Origin of the sequence: Exiguobacterium acetylicum, from assembly GCF_019890935.1 — a bacterium.
Classification (GTDB): Bacteria; Bacillota; Bacilli; order Exiguobacteriales; family Exiguobacteriaceae; genus Exiguobacterium_A; species Exiguobacterium_A abrahamii.
Genome location: NZ_CP082333.1, coordinates 3,141,842 through 3,164,373 on the forward strand (window position 1 = coordinate 3,141,842; position 22,532 = coordinate 3,164,373).

Genomic DNA, 22,532 nt, shown 5'->3' on the forward strand with positions numbered 1-22,532 from the left:
GGGTGCAATACCCAGAGTCGTCCCTTCTACTTTTACTGTGTTTAGTTTAGTACACACCAAGCTGTGCCAACGCCTCACTTAAATAACTTTGATCACTACGAAATTCTTGACTTGTTTGTCCGTCAGACCAACTGATGAAGACACGACCAAGCCGGTCATATCGTAAACGGAGACGTATCACGCCCTGTTCGAATACGACTTCACCGTGTAACGACTCATGGACGCGAGCAAAGTTACGGATGAACGCATCATATTGATTAAATGTAACTGAAAACTCGTGTGCACTATCTTGTCCCGTCATCTGAATCGTTAGTTCCTCTTGTTTAGGATATACGTGTAAGATGTCCCACGATAGACTGCTTTCTTCTCCTCGAAACACGATGCGATGCTTCATTCGATTTCCACCTCTGAGTTACAGGATATTTACTAGTCTTTCTCGAAAGTAACCGATATCTTCTTCATCCGAAAGGAGTCTGCTTATGTCTGATACGCCAAAAACAGGTCCTACCGAACAGTCCGTTGATGCTTTTTTGGCACAAGTCGAACCGCCACTACGTCAAGCAGATGGTATCACGTTACGTCAGTTCTTCGAAGATGTCACGGGATACGAAGCCGTCATTTGGGGATCTTCCTTGATTGGTTTTGGTGCCTATCATTATCGCTATGCCTCCGGTCGCGAGGGCGACAGCTTTTATGTCGGTTTTTCTCCGCGCAAGACGAACCTCGTCCTTTACCTCGCGCTTGGTGAAGACGATGTATCGGAACGACTGCTTGCCACTCTCGGTACGTATCGACGCGGTAAGTCCTGCCTCTACGTAAAACGACTGACTGACATCGATTTAAACGTCCTTCGGGAAATGATTGAGCACTCGATCCGCACGTTAAAAGACATGTACCCGTCTTGATTTCAATCAAAAACAGCCGAAGCGGATTCGCTTCGGCTGTTTTTTGAAATTAATGTCCGCCTTCTGTCCGATCGATATGGCGAATGTGTTTGAGATTGACCCCGATGATGATGACGGATAAGAGGACAAAGCCACTTCCGACATAAAATGGTAAGTTTGCGTTGAAGATTTCAGCCAATTTCCCGGCCATGAATGGCGCGATGGCTGCCCCGAGAAAACGTAGGAAACTGTATGCCGCAGATGCTGTCGAACGTTCGACAGGTGCTGCGTCCATGACAGCGGTCGTGATCAGCGTGTTGTTATTCCCAAGCACGGCTCCCGCTAAGATGACACAGACGATGACGACGGCAGGTGTTTCCGTGAAGATCCCCATTAATAGAAGCAAGATTGCGAATGTGATCAACATCATGACCATCGCTTTGATTGTCCCGAACCATTGTTTCAGTTTCGGAGCCGTTAAGACCGATGTGATCGCAAGCAACATTCCCCAACCGAGGAAGACGAATCCGAGTCCTTGCGCTGGTAGTTTCATGACGAATGGCGCATAGGCCATGATCGTAAAGAACCCAACGTTATAAAGTGCTGCAACGATCCCGAGCGTCAAGAGTGAACGATGCTTCATCGCTTGGAACGGTGCTTTTAACGATAACTTCTGTTTCGGTGCAGCAGATGCTGCTGGTTTTGGCATCAAGAAGAGCAAAACGAGGAACGCGATAACCATGATTGTCGCAACACCCATGAACGGGGCGCGCCATGTGATTGAACCGAGCGTTCCGCCTAACAATGGTCCAATCGAAATCCCAAGACCAACGGCTGCTTCATACAAAATGATCGCTTTGGCTGTTCCGCCTGACGATAAGGAAACAATCGCAGCGAGTGCAGTTGCGACGAATAAGGCGTTCCCAAGCCCCCAACCACCGCGTAACGCGACGAGCGTCCAGATGCTGTCTGCTTGTGAAGCAAAACCAGCAACGGTTGCGATGACGGCGATTCCGAGCATCAATGTTCCTTTTTGACCAATCCGTGATGAGATCGCGCCTGTAATCAACATCGCGAATGCCATGACGGCGTTATAACTTGTAAATAAGAGCGTTACTTCACTTTTTGACGCTTCTAAATTCTCGGCAATCGTCGGTAAAACGGGATTGACGAGCCCCATTCCCATGAATGCTGTGATACTGGCGAAAAAGACTGCCCATACAGCAACTGGTTGATGAAATAATCCATGTTTGCTTTCTGCTAATACCGTTTCCGGCTCAAGCGTCGTTGTTTTTTCAGCAAGTGCCATAGTGTCCCTTCTTTCTATTGGATATGTTACATGAACTGTTTAAACGATTGGCGGATGACGTCGCCTCGACTAATGATCCCAACAAGCCGTCCTGCTTTCAGAATCGGAAGCTTTTTGATCCGTTTTGCGCCGAGCGTTGCTGCAATCTCTTCCATTTCTGTGTCAGCGTCCGCAGTTACGACTTTCCGGCGTGCCAGTTCCATGACAGGTCGATTCAAGATATGACGAATCCGATCTTCATAATCTTCTTCGTCTCCTTTGATGACATCTACATATAAGAATGTATCGACGATGATGTCCTTGTGTTTTCCGATCGCGCGCATGATATCTCCATCACTGATATACCCGACGACCTCCTGCTCGGCATTGATGACAGGAACGCCGCTAATACCAGATTGAATGAATCGTTCGATGACCGTCCGAATCAGATCTGTATCGTTTACCGTGATGACCTCTTGTTTCATCGACTCATAAGCTTTCATCTGAATTCTCCTTTGTCGTTCGTTTCTCATATGAAAAAAGTTGTATGATACAATTAAAAGAACAAAAATGATTGTATAATACAACTACAACTCTGTCAAGCCTCCTGCTTTTCGCATTGACAGCTTATCCACATTGGGTAATCATGAGGGACAGAGAGACTTTTTTGAAAGGGGAGATACCCGATGTCTCAACAAGCACTCGAAACCATTGAATTGGAGTTAGCGATCCTGATCCGGCGCTTGACGACAGCGACGGCAGACAATCGTAATTTAGATCGTGCTTCCTACCTCTTACTACGACAATTAGCGGATTCCGGCAAGGTCGGTGTCAAAACACTTGCCCGTGAACTCCAGCTTGATGTCTCGACCGTCAGTCGCCAAGCTGCAGCGCTCGATCAAAAGCAACTTGTGGAAAAAGTAAAAGATCCGACAGATGGTCGTGCCTTCTTCTATCATATTACGGATAAAGGACAAGAAGAGCTCACGATTTACCGGACAGCACGTCTCGCGAGCATCGAACGTCTCCTGACGGATTGGCCATCGGACGATGCCGAAGATTTTGGACGTCTATTGCAACAATTCAACCGTGCCTTGCGCGAGCGTTAACAAAATCACACCATTTAAAGGAACGGACGCAAAATCAATCGATTTCGCGTCCGTTTTTTCGTCATTCTTCATGATGTATGAGCAACCTGACAAACCGAACGAATTTGTGCGATGTGTTCAGGTGACGTTCGGCAACAACCGCCGATCAATCGTGCCCCTGCCTCATACCATGTCTTCGCGACGGTTTGGAACGATGTACACTGATTCGTACCTGACCACGTTTTTGCGACCGGATCATAAACCTCACCAGAGTTCGGATAGACGATGATTGGCACATCCGTCAACGCCTTAAGGTGACGGATGAAATCGGTCGCGTAAGATGCCGGAAAACAATTTGCACCGATTGCTGCGAGCTGTGGATGTTGTCCAATTGTCTCGATACACGTCGCAAGTGCCGTTCCTTCACTAATGTGTGTCGCATCTTGAAGCGAGAACGTCAGCCAAGCGGACACTTCCGGATACGCTTCGAGAATCCGGAACAACACGACAGCTTCCTCGAGCGACGGAATCGTCTCAAATGCCAGCAGATCAGCCCCCGCTTCAATCAATGCTTCGATCCGTGGTCTGTGGAAGGCTTCTAGCACATCTGCTGACACCCCATAATGACCGCGATACTCAGAACCATCTGCTAAGTAGGCACCATAAGGACCCACTGATCCCGCGATCAATGCGTCACTCTTCCCGCTAAGCGTGCGTGCTTTTTGCGCCAAGGTGACCGTTTGTCGAATCAGCGCCTGTGCTTCCTCTGTTGTGATATGACGTTGCTTGAATCCTTCGATACTTGCTTGATAGCTTGAAGTGATCGCAACATCGGCACCTACTTCAAAGTAGTCACGATGGACGTTTTCGATCTGTTCCGGTGCTTCGATTAAGAGACGTGCTGACCAAAGTGGGTCGTTCAGGTCGAATCCCTTCTGTTCAAGTTCGGTTGCAAGGGCACCATCTAAAATAAGAAAGGGAACTTCCTGTAATCGTTGATCAACTGGATTTTTGATTCGGGACATCTTCAACACTCCGTTTCTGAGAAGAATTCGTGAACGCATGAACGATATAACAGATTACGATGAATGGAATACCACAGTACAAGGCGATTCGTTGTGTCGGATCAAATCCGATACCAATCAGAGAAATCAAACAAACGACGAAAGCGGCGATCGGTACGAATGGAAAGAGTGGTGTGCGATAGACCAATTCGTCGACCGTATGCCCTTCACGGAGGAATTGTTTCCGGAAACGATACTGGGCAACACTGATACTCATCCAAACAACGACGACAGCGAGACCGGAAATCGAGACGAGCGCGATATAGACACTTCCTGCTGCATAGATGCTAGACAGCAAGGCAAGTCCTCCGCCAAGCATGCTGAACAATACCGCTCGAAGTGGAACCCCACTTGGTGTCACCTGGGCGAAGAAGCGTGGAATCATGCGTTCGTTCGCAAGCGACCAGAGCATCCGAGAGGCAGCGTAAAGTCCAGAGTTCGCTGCCGACAAGATCGCTGTCAAAATGACGAAGTTCATCACGTCTGCCGCGTAGGGAATTCCGATTCGTTCAAACACGGCGACGAACGGACTTTCGAGTACACCTTTCCCATCCATTGGTAATAAGACGGCTAACACGATGATCGTACCGACGAAAAAGAGGACGAGTCGCAAAATCGTCGTCCGGATTGCAAGCGGAATCGTCCGTTTCGGATCGACTGCTTCACCCGCTGCGACACCGATTAGTTCCGTTCCCGAGTAAGCAAAGTTCACGGCAAGCATCGTCATGAAGATGACGAAAGCGCCATTTGGAAACAACCCGCCTTCGGTTAACGAAGAAAAGAATGGAGCCGGGCTACCATCTTGCAGTGGAATGAAGCCGACGATCGTTCCCGCACCGAGTAAAATGAAAGCAATGATCGTCACGACCTTAATGGCGGAAAACCAAAACTCGACTTCAGCGAACACGCGAACCTTCAAGACGTTGATACCGAGGATCATCGCAGCGAACAATGCGCTGAACACCCATACAGGAATCGACGGGAACCAACGTTGCATCAAAATGCCTGCTGCCGTGAATTCTGAACCAAGGGCGACCGTCCACGTCAGCCAGTAGAGCCAGGCTACTGTATAACCGGTGCCGGGTCCAATGTACTTCGTTGCGTACTTGTGGAATGATCCGGTTTCCGGCATGTGCACGGCGAGTTCACCGAGACTTAACATGACTAAGTAAACGACGACGGCCCCAATCAAATACGATAAAATCGTTCCGACGCGTCCTGCTTGTTCCAACGTATAACCTGTACTTAAAAATAATCCGGTTCCAATGACACCACCTAACGACAGCATGATCAGATGACGTGATTCCATCTTGCGTCGAAATGCTCCGCTCGTTTTCATGAATCCATTTCCTCCTCATTCCACCTACTTCAAACAAAAAACGCATCCTCACGGATGCGTCGGTCGACAATTCGGAAATCTTATCGATCGGGTGCAGCACCCGCAGGAATTAGCACAGTATCTTTCGACCTGTTGCTGAGGTTTCATAGGGCCAGTCCCTCCACCTCTCTGGATAAGTATGTAATTGTTCATAACCCTATCAAGTCTTTTTCAAATTGTCAACACAATTCAGAATACTTCTATCGAAAAAACATTCCGCATCGTATCGATCCGGAATGTTTAAAGGGTTACTTTTTAGCGAATAAATCCGCTGTTTTCAAGGCTGCACGAACCGCTTTCCGGTTCAATGTTCCTTGCTGGTGCTTCATTTTCTTCGTTTGGGCAGCCAATTGCGCTTTGAGTGCCGCAATCTCTTGATCCTTTTGAGCCGTTCCTGTTTGTTTCTGCAATGCTTTGATTTTCTTATCTTTTTCAGCTAATTGTGCTTTTGTTTGTTTTTGCGCATCCGCAATCTTCTTCTCTTGTTCCGGGAAGAACCGTTCAAAACGAGCGACTGCTTCCTCAAGACTTACGCCAGAGATCGGTTGGACTGGTGGGAGCAACTCGGTTTGCGCCATTTGACGGTCAAACGGTACATTCTCAGGATAGTTCGTCTCTTGGTAGATATGCTCAAGATTGTTCACGTTCAAGAAGTCAACGAAGTTGTCGAAGTTACGCGCTTGAACACGTGCCGGACTTTGGAAGTCAGCGCTTGCTACGACGTCGGATAATTGTGTATCCGCTGTGATGTCGTTCGCCCAAATGTGCGTCAACTGATGGTAATCCGTCAATTCGCGCATCCGTGCATCTTTTGGAATGAGGATACTCGGCGTACCTGCAAGCGTTGCTGTGATATTTCCGTGCAAGCGTGCACCAAAACTAAGGTCTGCTTGTCCGATGAAATCGAACCATGTCTGTGCGTTCAAGAAGAAACGAACCCGATCATTCATGTAAGCAGGATCCGACATTTTCACCGGATAGTTCGTCACTGAAAGATCTGCGATCGGGTGCGTCCCTGTATACGTCAACTTCAGTTCCTTCATCCACTGGGGAATGAAGTAATGATTTGGATACTCTTCCATCCCACGTGTAATGAAATCGAGGACGTTTTGTGGAGCTAAACGTGACGAGTTGACCGTAATCATCGACTCAGGTGTGATGTTCGTTTCACGGATGTGCAAGTCGCGACCGAACGCGTACATCGAAGGACATCCGATGACGCGATGATCGATCCCTTCGCGGAAACCAAGACGTGTTAAGTATTTCGACGTGATCTCCCCGCGAAGACCCAGCATGCTCGAGCGCTCGAGAACGGCACTGACGAACGCTTTGACATCTTCATCGAATGGGAATCCACCATCTAAGTCTGGTTCAAACGGTGCACGTAACCCTACACCGATGACGACGACTGGAATTTTTAATTTTTTGATGAGACGTGTATATTTCCGTAACGTCGGTACGAATTCTTTTCGGAATGCGTCCGCTAACGGAATGACATAAAGGTCAAAGTTGGCATTGATTTCGTCTGCCCGTTCTTCGTCGTAATAGTAATAGTCAGGTGTAATTGTCGTACCTTCTGTCATCAACGTCCGAAAGATACTGTATTGATAGATAAGATTTCCAACGTTTCCTCCAATGGAATTATGTTTCATCAAATAAGGAGCATCGAACTGTTCGAATGGTGTCATACCTGCACGAATAATAATACGTTTCATAATGGATAAACTTCCCCTCTCGTCTGCTTCATTCGTCCTTGCAAGAAAAAATACGGAAAAATATATTATCAGTTTTTTTCAATCTCATTAAGAATAGATGAACTTTATTTCGGAAGTCAACGATTCCTAAGGGAAACAGGTCTTTCGTCATCAAAACGAAACATTTGCACCACTCCATCATTTTTCTAAAATAGAAAAATGTGACTATTTAATCGTTTCGAGATACATGCGTAGATTCGCTTCGACTAATTTCAAGGCATGCATCTGATCAGTCTTAGCAGGCTTCAATAATGCACTGAAAAAATGTTCCACTTCGACGGGCTGTCCCTTTTCCATGTCGCGTAACATCGACGATTTCATCGTGTCTTCCATTGCATGCATCTGCTTCAGCAAGACCGCTTCTACATCGTCATTAAAGACTGCCCCTTGTTCTTCCATCGCCTGTTTCGCTTCCCCCATGACGTCTAAAATCATTTGATGTCCGACAGCTTCTTCTCGAATCGGACCGATTGCCGAGCGAAATAGCGTCGTCACGCCCGCAAATGTCGAAATGAAGAGATACTTTTGCCACATGTCATCCATGATATGCATCGAGTACTTCATTGGTGCCTTCGCTTTCGCAAAACACGCTGCGATTTTCTCTAGACGCGCTGTTGGTTTACCGGTTCGTGAACCAAACAACAGCCGATGCGACGGACTTGTCTGTACAATGCGCCCTTCTGCATCAAGCGTCGACTCAATGAAGCAAAGACCTCCTAGTACTCGATCTTCTCCGAAGACTTCTGTTAACCGTCGAATATGCTGCATGCCGTTCAATAAAGGAATGATGTACGTCTCGTTCGAAACAAATGGCGCAAGATCTTGTAGGACGTCATCTAAGTGATAGGCTTTCGTCGAAAGCAAGATGACATCAAATGCACGATCCGGTCGCATGTCTCGTGTTATCAACTGAGGCGTAATCGTCATATCGCCATGAGGACTAGTGATGTGCAGTCCTGTTTTTTGTAGTTGTTCATATCGCTTCGGACGGACGAGGAATGTCACCTGCTCTCCTTGCTCAGCAAGACGACCTCCGAAATATCCTCCAACTGCCCCTGCACCTACAACTAACATGTTCATATGTACTACCTCCTCCTTACCCGTTCTGTGCGTTGCTTACTCCTTCACCCTAACATATTTGGAACCGATTTCCTGATTTCTGCGTGGATCGATCCGTTTTAAGTTAAGCGTTTGCATTTTAGAAAAAAACGTATATACTAACTTGTATACAAGTATACTCACTTTAGAAATCAGGTGATTCCATGTCAGAAATGTTATACCCCTTGAAGTGGTTATCAAAAGCTTCCGCCGGAGATCGTGTTGCACACGAGCTACGGATGCGCATCATTTCAGGAAGGATTGAAAGCGGTACCATCTTATCTGAGAACAAATTAGCCTCTGATTTTTCAGTCAGTCGCTCGCCTGTCCGTGATGCATTAAAGGTCCTTGCATCCGAACAATTGATTCGTCTCGAGCGGATGGGAGCAGTCGTCGTCGGTTTGTCTGAGCGCGACATTCAGGAAATCTATGATGTCCGGCTACTCATCGAAACGTTTGTCTTCGAACGACTCGTCAAAATCGAACGGACAGAACTCGTCCGGGAACTCAGCAAAATTCTCGAAATGATGAAGGTTGCCATCAAATACAAGGATGCCGATGAATTCTCCTTCCAGGATGTACTGTTTCATGAAACAATCATCCGCTCGATTGATCATGGATATGTCAGCATGATTTGGCAAAATCTCAAACCGGTCATGGAAAGTTTCATCCTCCTATCGATGCGGGTACGATTCGAGGAAGACATCGAAGACTTCGAACGCATCCTCGCGAACCACGCCTTGTACATCGAAGCGATCGAGACAGGCGACCGTGAACGGATGGTTGCTTCCTTACATCAGAACTTTGATGACGTCCAGGAAGTCGAAGATCTCTGGAAAACGCAACAAATGATGTCGAAAGGAGTCGATTCACATGACTGAATACATGTTAGGCGTCGATATCGGAACGACGAGTACGAAAGCGGTCTTATTTACGACAAAAGGAGAGGTCATCGGACAAACGAACGTCGGTTACCCGCTCCATACACCGAATCGCTCGACGGCGGAGCAGGATCCGGAAGAAATTTTCGATGCTGTGCTCGAATCAATCCGTTTGATCACGAAACGTCATCCGAGCATGCCACCAAAGTTCGTCGCGTTCAGTAGTGCTATGCACAGCTTGATCGCGATGGACGCACAGCATCAACCATTGACTGCCTGCATCACGTGGGCAGACAGTCGGAGTGAAGCATGGTCGAACAAGATCAAGGAACAGTACGGTCTATCGATCTATCACCGGACCGGAACACCGATTCATCCGATGTCACCGCTCAGCAAAATCAGTTGGCTCGTCGAAGATCGTCCGGAGCTCCATGCTCAAACGAAAAAATATGTCGGGATCAAGGAATTCGTGTTCCAAAGATTGTTCGGCAGATATGTCATCGACCACTCTCTCGCTTCAGCGACCGGTCTCTTCAACATTCATGAATTAGGCTGGGATACGGGCGCGTTACACGTCGCAGGGATCGATGCAAGCTACTTATCGGAACCCGTACCGACGACGACGACATGTACCGGACTGAATGCTGATTACGCACGACAAATGGGACTCTCCGTCGATACGCCGTTCCTAGTCGGTGCCAGTGACGGTGTCCTTTCTAACTTAGGTGTCAACGCGATTCGCAAAGGGGAAATTGCGATCACGATCGGAACGAGCGGTGCCATCCGAACAATCATTGATCGTCCGCAGACCGATGAAAAGGGACGGACGTTCTGTTACGCGCTGACCGAGGACCAGTGGGTCATCGGTGGGCCCGTCAATAATGGCGGAATGGTCTTACGGTGGATCCGAGACGAACTCGCGTCAGCAGAAGTCGAGACAGCAAAACGCCTTGGCATCGATCCGTACGCTGTTTTGACGAAGATTGCCGAACGCGTCCGTCCTGGATCCGACGGGCTATTGTTCCATCCTTACTTGTCCGGTGAACGAGCGCCGCTCTGGAATCCGGATGTCAGCGGTTCGTTCTTCGGTTTGACACTTTCGCACAAAAAAGAGCATATGATCCGGGCGGCACTAGAAGGCGTCATCTACAATCTGTATACCGTCTTCCTCGCCCTAATCGAGTGTATGGACGGTCCCGTGACACGGATTCAGGCGACGGGTGGCTTTGCCCGGTCCGAAGTCTGGCGCCAAATGATGGCGGACATCTTTGAATCAGAAGTCGTCATTCCAGAAAGCTTTGAAAGTTCATGTCTCGGTGCTTGTATTCTCGGACTGTATGCGACGGGGGAAGTCGATTCGTTCGAAGTCGTCTCTGAGATGATCGGGGAAACGCATCGCCATGTACCAAATGAAGAAGCGATGCATGAATATCGTCAGCTCTTACCAATTTTCATTAGTTTGGCGCGGACATTGTCTGAGGATCATAAACGAATCGCTACGTATCAACGGAGCTTGATTCAAGAAGAAAACTAACTTAATCTTTTGGGGGAAGTCATCATGCCTTTAGTCATCGTAGGAATTGGGATCGTCGCGTTGCTCGTTCTCATCATGGGGTTGAAATTAAATACGTTCGTCTCACTCATCATCGTTTCCTTTGGCGTTGCACTACTGCTCGGCATGCCGCTCGATCAGATCGTCAAGACGATCGAAGCCGGTATCGGCGGAACGCTTGGTCACTTGGCACTGATCTTTGGTCTTGGTGCCATGCTTGGAAAGCTGATTGCTGACGCCGGGGGGGCGCAGCGAATCGCCATGACGCTTGTCGCCCGATTCGGGGAAAAGAACATCCAGTGGGCGGTTGTCGTCGCTTCATTCATCATCGGGATCGCCCTCTTCTTCGAAGTCGGACTCGTCCTGTTGATTCCGATCGTCTTTGCGATTTCACGTCAGCTCCGCGTCTCGATTCTATATCTCGGGATCCCGATGGTCGCTGCCCTGTCTGTCACGCACGGCTTCTTACCACCTCACCCGGGTCCGACCGTCATCGCTGGGGAATATAAAGCCAATATCGGGGAAGTCTTATTGTATGGTTTCATCGTTGCTGTTCCGACCGTCATCATCGCCGGTCCTATCTTTACGAAAATCGCGAAACGACTCGTTCCTGAATCGTTTACACGGACAGGAAATATCGCGTCACTCGGGGAACAAAAAGAATTTGATTTAGACGAGACACCAGGCTTCGGCATCAGTGTCTTCACGGCGATGCTACCGGTCCTCTTGATGTCGATCGCAACAATCTTCACGCTCTTACAAGAAACACTCGGCTGGGGTGAAAACAGTGTCATCTCGGCAATCGAGTTCATCGGAAACGCCTCGACGGCGATGTTGATTTCATTACTCGTCGCGGTCTACACGATGGGGATCGCGCGTAAGATTCCAATGCAAACGGTCATGGAATCTTGTACGACGGCGATCGCCCAAATCGGGATGATGCTATTGATCATCGGCGGTGGCGGTGCCTTCAAACAAGTCTTGATTGACGGTGGTGTTGGGACGTTCGTTGCACAATTATTTGAAGGATCAGCGTTATCTCCGATTCTGCTCGCTTGGTTGATCGCTGCGATTCTCCGAATCTCACTCGGTTCCGCGACAGTCGCTGCTTTATCAACGGCAGGTCTCGTCATTCCGTTACTGGAGCAATCCGACGTCAACTTAGCGCTCGTCGTTCTCGCGACTGGTGCAGGTAGTCTGATCGCTTCACACGTCAATGATGCAGGCTTCTGGATGTTTAAAGAGTATTTCGGATTATCATTAAAAGAAACGTTTGCGACATGGACTGTGCTTGAGACGATCATTTCCGTTTGTGGACTTGGGTTCGTTCTTCTCCTCAGCCTCGTCGTCTAAGAAAAGGAGTCGTTCTACTTATGCAACATTCTATCGGAGTCATCGGGCTTGGCGTCATGGGACGCAACCTGGCACTGAATATGGCGAGTCATCAAGAAGAAGTCGCCATCTATAACTACACACGTGATTTAACGGACGATCTCGTCGCACATGATGAGGGACTACCTCTTCATCCGTACTATGACATTGAAGCATTCGTTCAATCACTCGCTCGCCCACGTAAAATCTTCATGATGGTCACGGCTGGTAGCGCAATTGATTCGGTCATCGAATCGTTACTTCCACATCTCGAAACAGGTGATATCATCATGGATGGTGGGAACTCTCACTTCCTCGATACAGAGCGTCGTTTCGACGAGTTACAACGCCACGGGATCGAATACATCGGCGTTGGTGTATCGGGTGGTGAAGTCGGTGCGCGGACCGGTCCTGCGATCATGCCGGGTGGATCGAAAGAAGCTTACGAACATGTCGCACCGATCTTGACGAAGATCGCCGCTCACGTCGAAGGAGATCCATGTTGTGTTTATATTGGTCCGAAGGGCGCTGGTCACTTCGTCAAGATGGTCCATAACGGAATCGAGTATGCAGACATGCAACTGATTGCTGAAGCGTATAGCTTCCTCCGTTTCCGTCTCGGACTCGACGTCACGGAAGTCGCGGACATCTTCGCTGAGTGGAACGCGGGTGAACTGAAAAGTTACCTGATTGAGATCACAGCGGACATTCTCCGAAAAACCGATGACGAGACAGGGCAACCGTTGATTGATGTCATTCTCGATCAAGCCGGTCAAAAAGGAACTGGAAAATGGACGAGCCTGCAAGCCATTGATAATGGGATCGCCTCTTCGATCATTACAGAAGCTCTGTTCGCGCGTTACCTTTCAGCTATTAAAGAAGAACGCGTCGCAGCGTCTGCTGTCTTAAAGGGACCCGAAGACTTGTCGACGCTTGAGCGAGACGCGTGGGTCGAACGAATTCGTCAAGCGCTTTATATGGGGAAAGTCGCTGCATACGCGCAAGGTTTCACCCAGTACCGAACGTCGTCTGAGTTGTATGACTGGAACTTACGCCTTGAGGAGATCGCCTTGATCTTCCGTGGTGGATGTATCATCCGGGCCGACTTCTTGAACGTCATCAGTGAAGCGTTCAAAAATGATGCGAACCTCTCGAACTTGATGCTCGCCCCGTTCTTCGCTGAGAAAGTACAGGCGTATCAAGAATCGTTACGTCACGTCGTTGCCGAGGGTGCGTTATCTGGTTTTGCACTCCCATCTCTATCGACGTCACTGACGTATTACGATAGCTACCGGACAGCGAATTCGAATGCCAACATGTTGCAAGCACAACGCGATTATTTTGGTGCTCATACGTATGCTCGGACAGACCGCGAAGGGATCTTCCACACGGACTGGCAATAAAGAATACAGCTCCCGACTCCTGTTTCATTTAGGAGTCGGGATTTCTTTTTTTGTTCACACAATCTTTCCTGAAATAAGAAATTACCGATTATACCTTGACAAAAGTGTTGGTCTATATGAAATTAGTATTAGATTAGAATTATTCTAGTGTGATAAATACAGATTGTTTGTATGCACTAGAACAGATTCTAAAAATAGAACCCTTGAGGAGGATTTTTATCATGTCTTTAATCGGAAGTGAAGTAAAACCATTCAGTGCATCAGCATTCCACAACGGAGAATTCGTTGACCTAACGGATGCTAACCTTCGCGGTAAATGGAGTGTCGTATGTTTCTACCCTGCAGACTTTACATTCGTTTGCCCGACAGAACTCGAAGATCTCCAAAACCAATACGAAACACTCAAAGCGCTTGACGTTGAAGTTTACTCTGTCTCAACAGATACGCATTTCACACATAAAGCATGGCACGAAACATCAGAAACAATCGGTAAAATCGAGTACGTTATGATCGGTGACCCATCACACGTCATCTCACGTAACTTCGAAGTCTTGAACGAACAAGATGGTCTTGCTGACCGCGGTACGTTCATCATCGACCCAGACGGCGTCATCCAAACGGTTGAAATCAATGCAGGCGGTATCGGTCGCGATGCAAGCACGCTCGTCAACAAAATCAAAGCAGCACAATACGTACGTAACAATCCAGGCGAAGTCTGCCCAGCGAAATGGGAAGAAGGCTCTGCAACACTCACACCAAGCCTTGACCTCGTCGGAAAAATTTAAGGAGCGGATTCGCGATGGCTTTAGCACCAGACATTAAAGCACAACTCGCGCAATACCTCGAGCTTCTCGAAGGCGATCTCGTCCTAGCGGTTAGCGCTGGGACAGACGCCGTCTCGCTTGAGATGAGCGCACTCGTCGAAGAGATCGCAAGCATGACACCACGCATCTCCGTCGAGCAGGCAAGCCTTCCCCGGACACCAAGTTTCACAGTCAACCGTGTCGGTGAGACAAGCGGCATCACGTTCGCGGGAATTCCACTCGGTCATGAGTTCACGTCCCTCGTTCTCGCTCTGCTACAAGTCAGCGGTCGAGCACCGAAGGTCGATGCGGACGTCATCAAGCAGATTCAAGGCATTCAAGAAACGTACCACTTCGAGTCGTACATCAGCTTGAGCTGCCACAACTGCCCGGATGTCGTACAAGCATTGAACGTCATGAGCGTCCTCAACCCGAACATCAGTCACACGATGATTGATGGCGCGGCATTTAAGGAAGAAGTCGAACAAAAAGAGATCATGGCTGTTCCGACGGTCTTCGTCAATGGCGAAGCATTCGGTAACGGACGGATGTCACTCGAAGAAATCTTGGCGAAGCTTGGTACAGGTGCCGATGCTTCTGATTTCGCTGATAAAGATCCATACGATGTCCTCGTCGTCGGTGGTGGTCCAGCTGGATCGAGTGCTGCCATCTATGCAGCCCGTAAAGGCATCCGGACAGGTATCGTCGCAGAGCGCTTCGGTGGACAAGTCATGGATACGATGAGCATCGAAAACTTCATCAGCATGAAGTACACGGAAGGACCAAAACTTGTCGCAAGTCTTGAGGAGCACGTCAAGGAGTATGGCATCGATGTCATGAACCTGCAACGGGCAACTCGTCTTGAGAAGAAGGACCTCCTCGAGCTCGAGCTTGAGAATGGTGCTGTCTTGAAAACGAAGAGTTTGATCCTTTCAACAGGTGCACGCTGGCGTAACGTTGGTGTCCCAGGCGAACTCGAATTCAAGAACAAAGGCGTTGCCTACTGCCCACACTGTGATGGTCCGTTGTTCGAAGGAAAACGTGTCGCAGTCATCGGTGGCGGAAACTCAGGGATCGAAGCAGCCATCGATCTCGCGGGAATCGTCAAGCATGTCACGGTCCTTGAATTCGCACCGGAACTAAAAGCGGATGCTGTTCTTCAAGAACGCCTCGCTTCTCTTCCGAACGTCACGGTCGTCGTCAACGCACAGACGAAGGAAATCACAGGAACGGACAAAGTGAACGGTATCACGTACATCGAGCGCGAAACGAACGTCGAGCGTCACGTTGAGCTCGAAGGTGTCTTCGTCCAGATCGGTCTCGTACCGAACACGGACTGGCTCGGTGAAACAGTGAACCGTAACAAGTTCGGTGAAGTCCAAGTCGATCGCCACGGCGCAACGAACGTACCAGGCGTTTTCGCAGCAGGAGACTGCACGGATAGCGCGTATAAACAGATCATCATCTCGATGGGATCTGGTGCAACAGCTGCACTCGGTGCTTTCGATCACTTGATCCGGAATTAAACGAAAAGAGCGAAACTCAAACGAGTTTCGCTCTTTTTCTATTTCAATAGTAGATTTCACCAACGGATGAACAATGAAACTCTTTTGTGATGTGGTGCTTTGTTAAGATGCCTTGCTTCGCGTATGTACCACTGACCGTTACGACCATCGTTTGTCCTGCATCGATTCGGGTACCATCGAATCCTTTCTGTGTCCAAATGCCATCATTGATACCCTGAGACGTCATCGAAAAGACATCAGAGAACCATTGTCGCTCACTTCGCTCCAAAAGTTCCGTTTCGAAATTTCCCGTGATCCGAACTTCTTTTCCACCTTGTGTTCGTTCAAGTGCTCGTTGACCATCTCCATAAATACTCAGTTGAACATGCAACGGCTTTAACCGTTTGACTACTCGTTCCTGAAAACGTTCCGGCGAAACCCAGTCCTCGTCTGCGAATTGATTTGCTGCAAGCAACGTGATGTCCGCATTTTCATGTGTCCGATTCAATTCTTGCACGATTTTTTCATATGCTGCGTAATAATGTTCGTGTTGTGTCGTCTGATTCTTTGCCTCCGATGTGACTGGTGACAATGAAGCGAATAAAAAAACAGCTGTCGCGATCTGATATTTCACTGACTTCCCCTCCCTTTCGCTGTTCATTGTACGAAAATAACGAGGAATAGATTCGAAAACGACAACCGTTTTATGGATTTTTTCATTCAGGACTGTATCAATAGATCGTACGTTTCTGGAATTAAGAATAGATAAAGATTTGTATTCAAAACTGACCCCTATAAATAATTCAAAGTTGACACTTTTGACTAGTCCAGGCATCTGATAGATTAAAGCTATCTTAAAATCTATCATAAAGAAGGTTAGCCACATGCAAAAAGCAGCACCGTATTCTAGAACTCGTACCCGCCAGCTTGTCGTCACTGCGATGTCGATCGCACTTGTTCTTATCGCAACATTGTTAATCAAGATTCAATTACCAATCGCACTAAACGGTGGTCTCATTCATATGGGAACAGCGATGCTCTTTCTCATCGCGATTTTATTCGGTCCACGGACAGCATTGATTGCCGGTGCTGTTGGAATGGGGTTATTCGATCTTCTAACGGGCTATGCGATTTGGGCACCTGGTACGATCATCGCACGTGGACTTCAAGGATTGATCGTTGGTTACATCGCGTGGTCAGGTGGTCGTAACGGAACGAATGTCACGTTCAACTTGATCGGGATGATTGCTTCCGTTCCTGTCATGCTACTCGTCTACTTCGTGCATGAAGGGATTATGTTCAGTAACTGGGTCGCACCAGCCACTTCAATTCCAGGAAACATCACACAAAACGTCATCGGCATCCTCGTTGCGATTCCAGTCGGGATTGCACTGAAGAAAACACGTTTCTTCCGTAACTTCCGCTAAATCAAAAAGCCGTCCGGCTCCTCCTGGAGTCGGACGGTTTTCGTTTAGCGAATCGGTTGACCTTGTTCAAGCTCAAGCGTTTTTGCTGTTTCGGCATGGATCTGTTCGAACAGCTCCGGATGTTCAACGAGTGAGATCCCGTAAGACGGAATCATCTCCTTGATTTTTGCTTCCCACACCGGTAATTCGGACGGGAAACATTTCGCGAGTACTTCGAGCATGACCGGTACCGCTGTTGAAGCACCTGGAGATGCTCCGAGTAAGGCAGCGACAGATCCGTCGGCTGCACTAACGACCTCTGTTCCGAACTGGAGTGTCCCTTTTCCTTGTGGTGTATCCTTGATGACTTGGACACGTTGACCAGCGACGACGACATCCCAGTCTTCTGTCTTCGCATTCGGGATGAACTCTCGTAATTCGTTCATCCGTTGTTCCGTCGACAAGAGGACTTGTTCGATCAGATACTTCGTCAATCCCATCTCTTTAGCTCCCGCAGCAAGCATCGTCAAGACGTTGTTCGGTTTGACGGACGCGATCAAATCAAGATTTGATCCTGTCTTAAGGAACTTCGGTGAGAAGCCAGCAAACGGTCCGAAGAGAAGTGATTTCTTCCCATCGATGTATCGTGTATCCAAGTGTGGTACTGACATCGGCGGTGCTCCGACTTTCGCTTTTCCGTAGACTTTCGCATGGTGCTGTTCGATGATTTCAGGATTTTTACAGACGAGGAATAAACCACTGACCGGGAAACCACCAATCTGCTTCGATTCCTCGATGCCTGTTTTTTGGAGCAACGGTAGACTACCGCCGCCACCTCCGATGAAGACGAACTGCGCCGTATGATGCTCGATCCGGTGATCGCGCTCATTCTTCACTTTGACTTCCCAACCCCCGTCAACACGCTTCAAATCCTCGACACCATGCTGATAGTTGATCGCTACATCGTGCTGGGCGAGATATTCAAACAGGATTCGTGTCAACGCACCAAAGTTGACGTCCGTTCCTGAATCGATTTTTGTCGCAGCGATCGGCTCTGGTGACGTCCGACCGTTCATGATGAGTGGAATCCACTCGGCTAATTTCGCTGGATCTTCTGAATATTCCATTCCTGCAAACAACGGATTCGCTGATAGCGCTTCCAATCGTTTTTTCAGGAATTCGACGTTTTCTGTTCCTTCGACCATACTCATATGTGGAATCGGCATGATGAATTCTTTCGGATTCGGCAAGACACCTTCCTTGACGAGATGCGACCAGAATTGACGTGACAGTTGGAACTGTTCGTTTACTTTGACCGCTTTACTGATATCGATCGAACCATCGGCATTTTCCGTCGTATAGTTCAGTTCGCATAGTGCGGCGTGACCTGTTCCTGCATTGTTCCACTCGTTCGAGCTCTCTTCCCCGGCACTCGCGAGTTTCTCGAATACCTTGATGTTGATCTCAGGCGCGAGTTCTTTTAATAAGACCCCTAACGTCGCGCTCATGACTCCGGCACCAATTAAAATAACGTCTGTTTTTTTAGGCATACTGCTCATGATATCCTTCCTATCCCCGTTGATATTATGGACTACCTGTCATGAAAAACTTCCCCCTCATGACGACAACTTACCTTTCCATTATAACCCTATCATAGCTTGCACAGAAAGGAACTTCTTTTACATTCAGAAATGTGTAAAAGCGACGATTCCGGTAAGAAGATTTTCGTCAGCCGGCATACAATCAGGCATGACTTTGACGAAAAACGGTAATCATATAACGAAAGTAAAAGGAGGAACACTCATGGCGACACGCTGGATATTCGGCAATCAATTGAATCACGATCTCCCTTTATTGAAGGAAGCAAACAAACAAGACGACGTCATCCTGATGGTCGAAGCGACCTCACGCTCCAAGTGGAAGACGTACCATAAACAAAAACTTGTCCTCGTCTTCTCAGCGATGCGACATTTTGCGGAAGAACTGCGCGAAAAAGGCTTCACCGTCGATTACCGGGAAGCCGATTCGTTTGATCAGGCATTCAAGGCGCACCGGAAAGATCATGATCCGGATCATGTATTCTATACGGCGATCACGGACGAACCGATGCGAAAGGCGATGCACAAGTGGCAAGACGCTTTACCGAAGAAAATCAAGGTCGAGGTCTGTTCCGACGTACCGTTATTTTTACTGACACAGGAAGAAGCGGTCGAAGCAATCGGCGACAAGCCCTACAAGATGGACCGTTTTTATCGCAAACTGCGCAAGGAACGAAACGTTCTCATGAACGGCTCCAAACCGATTGGTGGAAAGTGGTCGTTTGACGCCGAGAACCGGAAACCGGCGAAGTCCGGGACGACGTTTCCGGATCCAATTCAGTTTCGTCCCGATCGCATCACAAAGGACGTCATCGACAAGGTTGAGCGTGATTTCTCTGATCATCCGGGAGCACTTGATTCCTTCCATTGGCCGGTCACGCGCAAGGAAGCGACGCGGGCTCTTCATCGTTTCATCGAAGAACGACTTGAGACGTTCGGAACGTATCAAGACGCCATGCTGACCGGTGAAGATACGTTATCGCATTCGCTCTTATCAGCAGCAATCAATCTCGGCTTGCTGACACCGGAAGAGGTCATTCGTCAAGTTGAAGCCGCCCTCGAAGATCAAGATGCTCCGCTCAATGCGGTCGAAGGTTTTATTCGACAAATCCTCGGCTGGCGCGAGTACATGCGTGCCGTCTACCTAGCCGAGATGCCAGACTATGCTTCCGTCAATGCGCTACGGCATGAAGCGGATCTACCGGACTTTTTCTGGACCGGGAAGACGAACATGAACTGTGTCGCTGAATCGTTACGTCCTGTCGTCGAGCATGCCCATAATCACCATATCCAGCGCTTGATGGTGCTCGGGAACTTCGCTAATCTGTTTGCGATCTCGCCGCAACAGACGGCAGATTGGTTCAACGAGATGTACATCGATGCCTACGACTGGGTCGTCTTACCGAACGTCCTTGGGATGGCGCTTCATGCCGACGGAGGGACGTTATCGACCAAACCGTACATCGCTTCGGCGAACTACATTAATAAGATGAGTGATTATTGCAAGGGATGTCCGTTCCATCAAAAGGACATGCTCGGAGAGGATGCTTGTCCGTTTAACGCCTTGTACTGGGATTTCATCGACCGGCATGAAAAACGCTTCGCTGATAATCAGCGGATGTCGATGATGTATCGGCAATGGGGAAAGCGCGATGCGGACAGCAAACGCGATATTCGAAAGAAAGCTAAAGCACTTCGGGAACAACTACAGGATGGTGCTTTCGATACACCATGAAACAAGCCGGTCGGATTAGATCCGACCGGCTTGTTTTGGCTTACGCACTTTTTTGATTAGCTGCTTGTTGTTTCTTTTTCCGGAGATGATACAGTCCGAATAGTCCGAGGAACCAGACCGGTGTCAGCAATAAGGCTGGACGTGTATCGTCAGCAAACAGCATGACGATGAGAATGACTGCAAACAATCCGAGCACAAGGTAATTGACGAGTGGTGTCAATGGTGCTTTGAATGTCGACGCCGCATGTAATTCCGGATTTTGTTTCTTGTACCGGAGATGACAGACGAGGATGACACCCCAGACCCAGATGAAGCAGATCGCACTGATCGTCGTGACGATACTGAATGCTTGTCCTGGTAACAGTTTACTGAGCAAGGCACCGACTGAGACGACAATCGTCGAGACAAACAAGGCGTTTGCTGGAACGTGATTTTTGTTCAACTTCGAGAACTTGTTCGACGCTTGCTGTTGATTTCCCAGGTTATACAGAATCCGGCTCGTCGAGAACATTCCGCTGTTACATGCAGAAGCAGCAGATGTCAGTACGACGAAGTTGATGATTCCTGCTGCGAGTGGAATCCCGATCAGACTGAATGTCTTGACGAACGGACTTTCTGTCGCACTTAATCCTGTCCATGGGTTGATCATCAAGAGGACGAGTAAGGCACCGACATAGAAGAATAAGATCCGAAGTGGAATCTTATTAATCGCGGACGGGATGTTCTTCTTCGGATCCGCTGTCTCCGCTGCTGATACCCCAACGAGCTCAACGCCGACATAGGCAAAGACGACCATTTGGAACGATAGCAGGAATCCAGTAATTCCGTTTGGCATCCATCCGTCATGTGACCAGAGGTTCGACACTGTCACGGGACCAGCGTCTGTTTTAAAACCGATCGCGAGCAGGACGATCCCGACACCAATCAAGGCAAGGATCGTCACGACCTTGATCAAGGCGAACCAAAATTCGAGTTCACCGAACAATTTAACCGTTAATAAGTTAAAACCAAGTAAAATCAAGAGAGCAAGAACGGCTGGAATCCATTGCGGGATATCAAACCAATACTTGACGTACACACCGACGGCAATGATGTCCGCCATCGCTGTCATAATCCAACAGAACCAGTACGTCCAACCGGTCACGAATGCGGCACGTGGTCCGAGATAATCTTCTGCGATATCCGTGAGTGACTGATAACCTGCTTTTGACAATAACAATTCCCCAAGTGCACGCATGACGAAGAAGATCGCGATCCCGACGAGTAAGTAGGCAAAAATGATCGATGGGCCGGCGAGTTGGATCGCTTTACCTGATCCTAAAAACAAACCCGTTCCGATCGTTCCACCAATAGCAATCAACTGTACATGACGATTCGATAAATCCCGCTTTAATCCTTGCTGTTCCAAACCTGAACTCCTCCTTGTGATGGTTTCTCTACGCTTCAGACCGTTCTGTCGGTCCTGAAAAAGAAAAAAAGAGACTGGACGAATGTCCAATCTCAACAAAATCAAAGGAATAATCCATACACGCCACTACGACATTCTATGAATGCCCGTCGCTGCATGTGATTACTCTTCTGTCCGTTTGCCTGAGATTGTGAACCCTTCGGCGCCGTGTCGACACGGTCTCTCCAGAAGCTGCTCCTGCCATAGTGTGACCCATGACAATCATAGCTTTCTCTTTATTTGATTATCCGATGCGTCGCTGCATCGATGAATTGTT

At 48.4% G+C, this 22,532-nt stretch carries 20 protein-coding genes and 2 riboswitches; of the genes, 10 read left to right on the plus strand and 10 right to left on the minus strand.

The annotated features are described in order from the left end of the window. Nucleotides 1-46: 46 nt before the first annotated feature. The gene (locus tag K7G97_RS16185) at nucleotides 47-394 is read right to left on the minus strand and encodes a hypothetical protein (protein WP_223041056.1); all 348 of its coding nucleotides are present in this window, start codon (nucleotides 392-394) and stop codon (nucleotides 47-49) included. 85 nt (nucleotides 395-479) lie between these two features. Between K7G97_RS16185 and K7G97_RS16190 the strand changes: the two genes are divergently transcribed. Next, nucleotides 480-905: a DUF1801 domain-containing protein gene (locus tag K7G97_RS16190; protein WP_223041057.1), complete on the plus strand. Its 426-nt coding sequence runs from the start codon at nucleotides 480-482 to the stop codon at nucleotides 903-905. A gap of 49 nt (nucleotides 906-954) precedes the next feature. Here K7G97_RS16190 and K7G97_RS16195 read toward each other — a convergent pair whose 3' ends face one another. Then, nucleotides 955-2,193, minus strand: coding sequence for an MFS transporter (locus K7G97_RS16195; protein ID WP_023469805.1), 1,239 nt, complete (start codon nucleotides 2,191-2,193; stop codon nucleotides 955-957). 26 nt (nucleotides 2,194-2,219) lie between these two features. Further along, entirely contained in the window at nucleotides 2,220-2,675 is a 456-nt protein-coding gene (locus K7G97_RS16200) for a CBS domain-containing protein (protein ID WP_223041058.1), read from the minus strand. A 183-nt stretch (nucleotides 2,676-2,858) separates the two neighbouring features. Between K7G97_RS16200 and K7G97_RS16205 the strand changes: the two genes are divergently transcribed. Beyond that, nucleotides 2,859-3,281 (plus strand): MarR family winged helix-turn-helix transcriptional regulator, encoded by a 423-nt coding sequence (locus tag K7G97_RS16205; protein ID WP_029342988.1) that lies wholly within the window; start codon nucleotides 2,859-2,861, stop codon nucleotides 3,279-3,281. Between the two features lie 68 nt (nucleotides 3,282-3,349). Here K7G97_RS16205 and mmuM read toward each other — a convergent pair whose 3' ends face one another. The 4 genes from mmuM to K7G97_RS16225 form a co-directional block, all read right to left on the minus strand. After that, nucleotides 3,350-4,285, minus strand: coding sequence for a homocysteine S-methyltransferase (gene mmuM / locus K7G97_RS16210; protein WP_223041059.1), 936 nt, complete (start codon nucleotides 4,283-4,285; stop codon nucleotides 3,350-3,352). Continuing rightward, complete coding sequence (locus K7G97_RS16215; RefSeq protein ID WP_223041060.1) at nucleotides 4,260-5,663, minus strand: amino acid permease; 1,404 nt, start codon at nucleotides 5,661-5,663, stop codon at nucleotides 4,260-4,262. The genes mmuM and K7G97_RS16215 overlap by 26 nt, the downstream gene beginning before the upstream one ends. A 77-nt stretch (nucleotides 5,664-5,740) precedes the next feature. Then, a riboswitch (SAM riboswitch) is annotated at nucleotides 5,741-5,842 on the minus strand. Between the two features lie 108 nt (nucleotides 5,843-5,950). Continuing rightward, nucleotides 5,951-7,417 carry a polysaccharide pyruvyl transferase family protein gene (locus tag K7G97_RS16220; RefSeq protein WP_064300751.1) on the minus strand — a complete coding sequence of 489 codons (1,467 nt, stop codon included), beginning with the start codon at nucleotides 7,415-7,417 and terminating at the stop codon, nucleotides 5,951-5,953. Between the two features lie 204 nt (nucleotides 7,418-7,621). Continuing rightward, nucleotides 7,622-8,536, minus strand: coding sequence for a ketopantoate reductase family protein (locus K7G97_RS16225; RefSeq protein ID WP_223041061.1), 915 nt, complete (start codon nucleotides 8,534-8,536; stop codon nucleotides 7,622-7,624). 182 nt (nucleotides 8,537-8,718) lie between these two features. Here K7G97_RS16225 and K7G97_RS16230 point away from each other — a divergent pair, with 182 nt between their 5' ends. The 6 genes from K7G97_RS16230 to ahpF all read left to right on the plus strand — a co-directional run bounded on the left by K7G97_RS16230 (nucleotide 8,719) and on the right by ahpF (nucleotide 16,090). Further along, a complete protein-coding gene (locus K7G97_RS16230) occupies nucleotides 8,719-9,435 on the plus strand; it encodes a GntR family transcriptional regulator (RefSeq protein ID WP_149428065.1) in 717 nt (238 codons plus the stop codon). After that, nucleotides 9,428-10,969 (plus strand): gluconokinase, encoded by a 1,542-nt coding sequence (gene gntK, locus K7G97_RS16235; protein WP_223041062.1) that lies wholly within the window; start codon nucleotides 9,428-9,430, stop codon nucleotides 10,967-10,969. Before K7G97_RS16230 ends, gntK begins: the two co-directional genes overlap by 8 nt. Before the next feature lie 24 nt (nucleotides 10,970-10,993). Continuing rightward, on the plus strand, nucleotides 10,994-12,340 hold the full coding sequence (locus K7G97_RS16240; protein WP_087681717.1) for a GntP family permease: 1,347 nt from the start codon (nucleotides 10,994-10,996) through the stop codon (nucleotides 12,338-12,340). A gap of 20 nt (nucleotides 12,341-12,360) precedes the next feature. Next, entirely contained in the window at nucleotides 12,361-13,761 is a 1,401-nt protein-coding gene (gene gnd / locus K7G97_RS16245) for a decarboxylating NADP(+)-dependent phosphogluconate dehydrogenase (protein WP_214772358.1), read from the plus strand. 221 nt (nucleotides 13,762-13,982) lie between these two features. Beyond that, complete coding sequence (gene ahpC / locus K7G97_RS16250; RefSeq protein WP_023469815.1) at nucleotides 13,983-14,546, plus strand: alkyl hydroperoxide reductase subunit C; 564 nt, start codon at nucleotides 13,983-13,985, stop codon at nucleotides 14,544-14,546. A gap of 14 nt (nucleotides 14,547-14,560) precedes the next feature. After that, nucleotides 14,561-16,090 carry an alkyl hydroperoxide reductase subunit F gene (gene ahpF, locus K7G97_RS16255; protein WP_050678558.1) on the plus strand — a complete coding sequence of 510 codons (1,530 nt, stop codon included), beginning with the start codon at nucleotides 14,561-14,563 and terminating at the stop codon, nucleotides 16,088-16,090. A gap of 43 nt (nucleotides 16,091-16,133) precedes the next feature. Here the strand turns inward: ahpF and K7G97_RS16260 are convergent, their stop codons facing one another. Continuing rightward, nucleotides 16,134-16,703 (minus strand): hypothetical protein, encoded by a 570-nt coding sequence (locus K7G97_RS16260; protein WP_223041063.1) that lies wholly within the window; start codon nucleotides 16,701-16,703, stop codon nucleotides 16,134-16,136. 250 nt (nucleotides 16,704-16,953) lie between these two features. Between K7G97_RS16260 and K7G97_RS16265 the strand changes: the two genes are divergently transcribed. After that, nucleotides 16,954-17,496: an ECF transporter S component gene (locus K7G97_RS16265; RefSeq protein ID WP_223041064.1), complete on the plus strand. Its 543-nt coding sequence runs from the start codon at nucleotides 16,954-16,956 to the stop codon at nucleotides 17,494-17,496. Nucleotides 17,497-17,540: 44 nt separating this feature from the next. Here K7G97_RS16265 and K7G97_RS16270 read toward each other — a convergent pair whose 3' ends face one another. After that, the gene (locus K7G97_RS16270; protein WP_223041065.1) at nucleotides 17,541-19,034 is read right to left on the minus strand and encodes a malate:quinone oxidoreductase; all 1,494 of its coding nucleotides are present in this window, start codon (nucleotides 19,032-19,034) and stop codon (nucleotides 17,541-17,543) included. 244 nt (nucleotides 19,035-19,278) lie between these two features. Between K7G97_RS16270 and K7G97_RS16275 the strand changes: the two genes are divergently transcribed. Beyond that, nucleotides 19,279-20,808 (plus strand): cryptochrome/photolyase family protein, encoded by a 1,530-nt coding sequence (locus K7G97_RS16275; protein ID WP_223041066.1) that lies wholly within the window; start codon nucleotides 19,279-19,281, stop codon nucleotides 20,806-20,808. A gap of 40 nt (nucleotides 20,809-20,848) precedes the next feature. Here the strand turns inward: K7G97_RS16275 and K7G97_RS16280 are convergent, their stop codons facing one another. Continuing rightward, nucleotides 20,849-22,216: an amino acid permease gene (locus K7G97_RS16280; protein ID WP_223041067.1), complete on the minus strand. Its 1,368-nt coding sequence runs from the start codon at nucleotides 22,214-22,216 to the stop codon at nucleotides 20,849-20,851. Between the two features lie 160 nt (nucleotides 22,217-22,376). Continuing rightward, nucleotides 22,377-22,454: riboswitch (glycine riboswitch) on the minus strand. Between the last annotated feature and the right edge of the window lie 78 nt (nucleotides 22,455-22,532).

What these genes read in the sequence shown, in the direction of transcription:
- K7G97_RS16265 (WP_223041064.1), top strand. Translation starts at nt 16,954, where the DNA reads ATGCAAAAAGCAGCACCGTATTCTAGAACTCGTACCCGCCAGCTTGTC.
- K7G97_RS16195 (WP_023469805.1), bottom strand. Translation starts at nt 2,193, where the DNA reads ATGGCACTTGCTGAAAAAACAACGACGCTTGAGCCGGAAACGGTATTA.
- ahpC (WP_023469815.1), top strand. Translation starts at nt 13,983, where the DNA reads ATGTCTTTAATCGGAAGTGAAGTAAAACCATTCAGTGCATCAGCATTC.
- gntK (WP_223041062.1), top strand. Translation starts at nt 9,428, where the DNA reads ATGACTGAATACATGTTAGGCGTCGATATCGGAACGACGAGTACGAAA.
- K7G97_RS16230 (WP_149428065.1), top strand. Translation starts at nt 8,719, where the DNA reads ATGTCAGAAATGTTATACCCCTTGAAGTGGTTATCAAAAGCTTCCGCC.
- K7G97_RS16275 (WP_223041066.1), top strand. Translation starts at nt 19,279, where the DNA reads ATGGCGACACGCTGGATATTCGGCAATCAATTGAATCACGATCTCCCT.
- mmuM (WP_223041059.1), bottom strand. Translation starts at nt 4,285, where the DNA reads ATGTCCCGAATCAAAAATCCAGTTGATCAACGATTACAGGAAGTTCCC.
- K7G97_RS16240 (WP_087681717.1), top strand. Translation starts at nt 10,994, where the DNA reads ATGCCTTTAGTCATCGTAGGAATTGGGATCGTCGCGTTGCTCGTTCTC.
- K7G97_RS16185 (WP_223041056.1), bottom strand. Translation starts at nt 394, where the DNA reads ATGAAGCATCGCATCGTGTTTCGAGGAGAAGAAAGCAGTCTATCGTGG.
- K7G97_RS16270 (WP_223041065.1), bottom strand. Translation starts at nt 19,034, where the DNA reads ATGAGCAGTATGCCTAAAAAAACAGACGTTATTTTAATTGGTGCCGGA.
- K7G97_RS16190 (WP_223041057.1), top strand. Translation starts at nt 480, where the DNA reads ATGTCTGATACGCCAAAAACAGGTCCTACCGAACAGTCCGTTGATGCT.
- gnd (WP_214772358.1), top strand. Translation starts at nt 12,361, where the DNA reads ATGCAACATTCTATCGGAGTCATCGGGCTTGGCGTCATGGGACGCAAC.
- ahpF (WP_050678558.1), top strand. Translation starts at nt 14,561, where the DNA reads ATGGCTTTAGCACCAGACATTAAAGCACAACTCGCGCAATACCTCGAG.
- K7G97_RS16215 (WP_223041060.1), bottom strand. Translation starts at nt 5,663, where the DNA reads ATGAAAACGAGCGGAGCATTTCGACGCAAGATGGAATCACGTCATCTG.
- K7G97_RS16225 (WP_223041061.1), bottom strand. Translation starts at nt 8,536, where the DNA reads ATGAACATGTTAGTTGTAGGTGCAGGGGCAGTTGGAGGATATTTCGGA.
- K7G97_RS16220 (WP_064300751.1), bottom strand. Translation starts at nt 7,417, where the DNA reads ATGAAACGTATTATTATTCGTGCAGGTATGACACCATTCGAACAGTTC.
- K7G97_RS16205 (WP_029342988.1), top strand. Translation starts at nt 2,859, where the DNA reads ATGTCTCAACAAGCACTCGAAACCATTGAATTGGAGTTAGCGATCCTG.
- K7G97_RS16200 (WP_223041058.1), bottom strand. Translation starts at nt 2,675, where the DNA reads ATGAAAGCTTATGAGTCGATGAAACAAGAGGTCATCACGGTAAACGAT.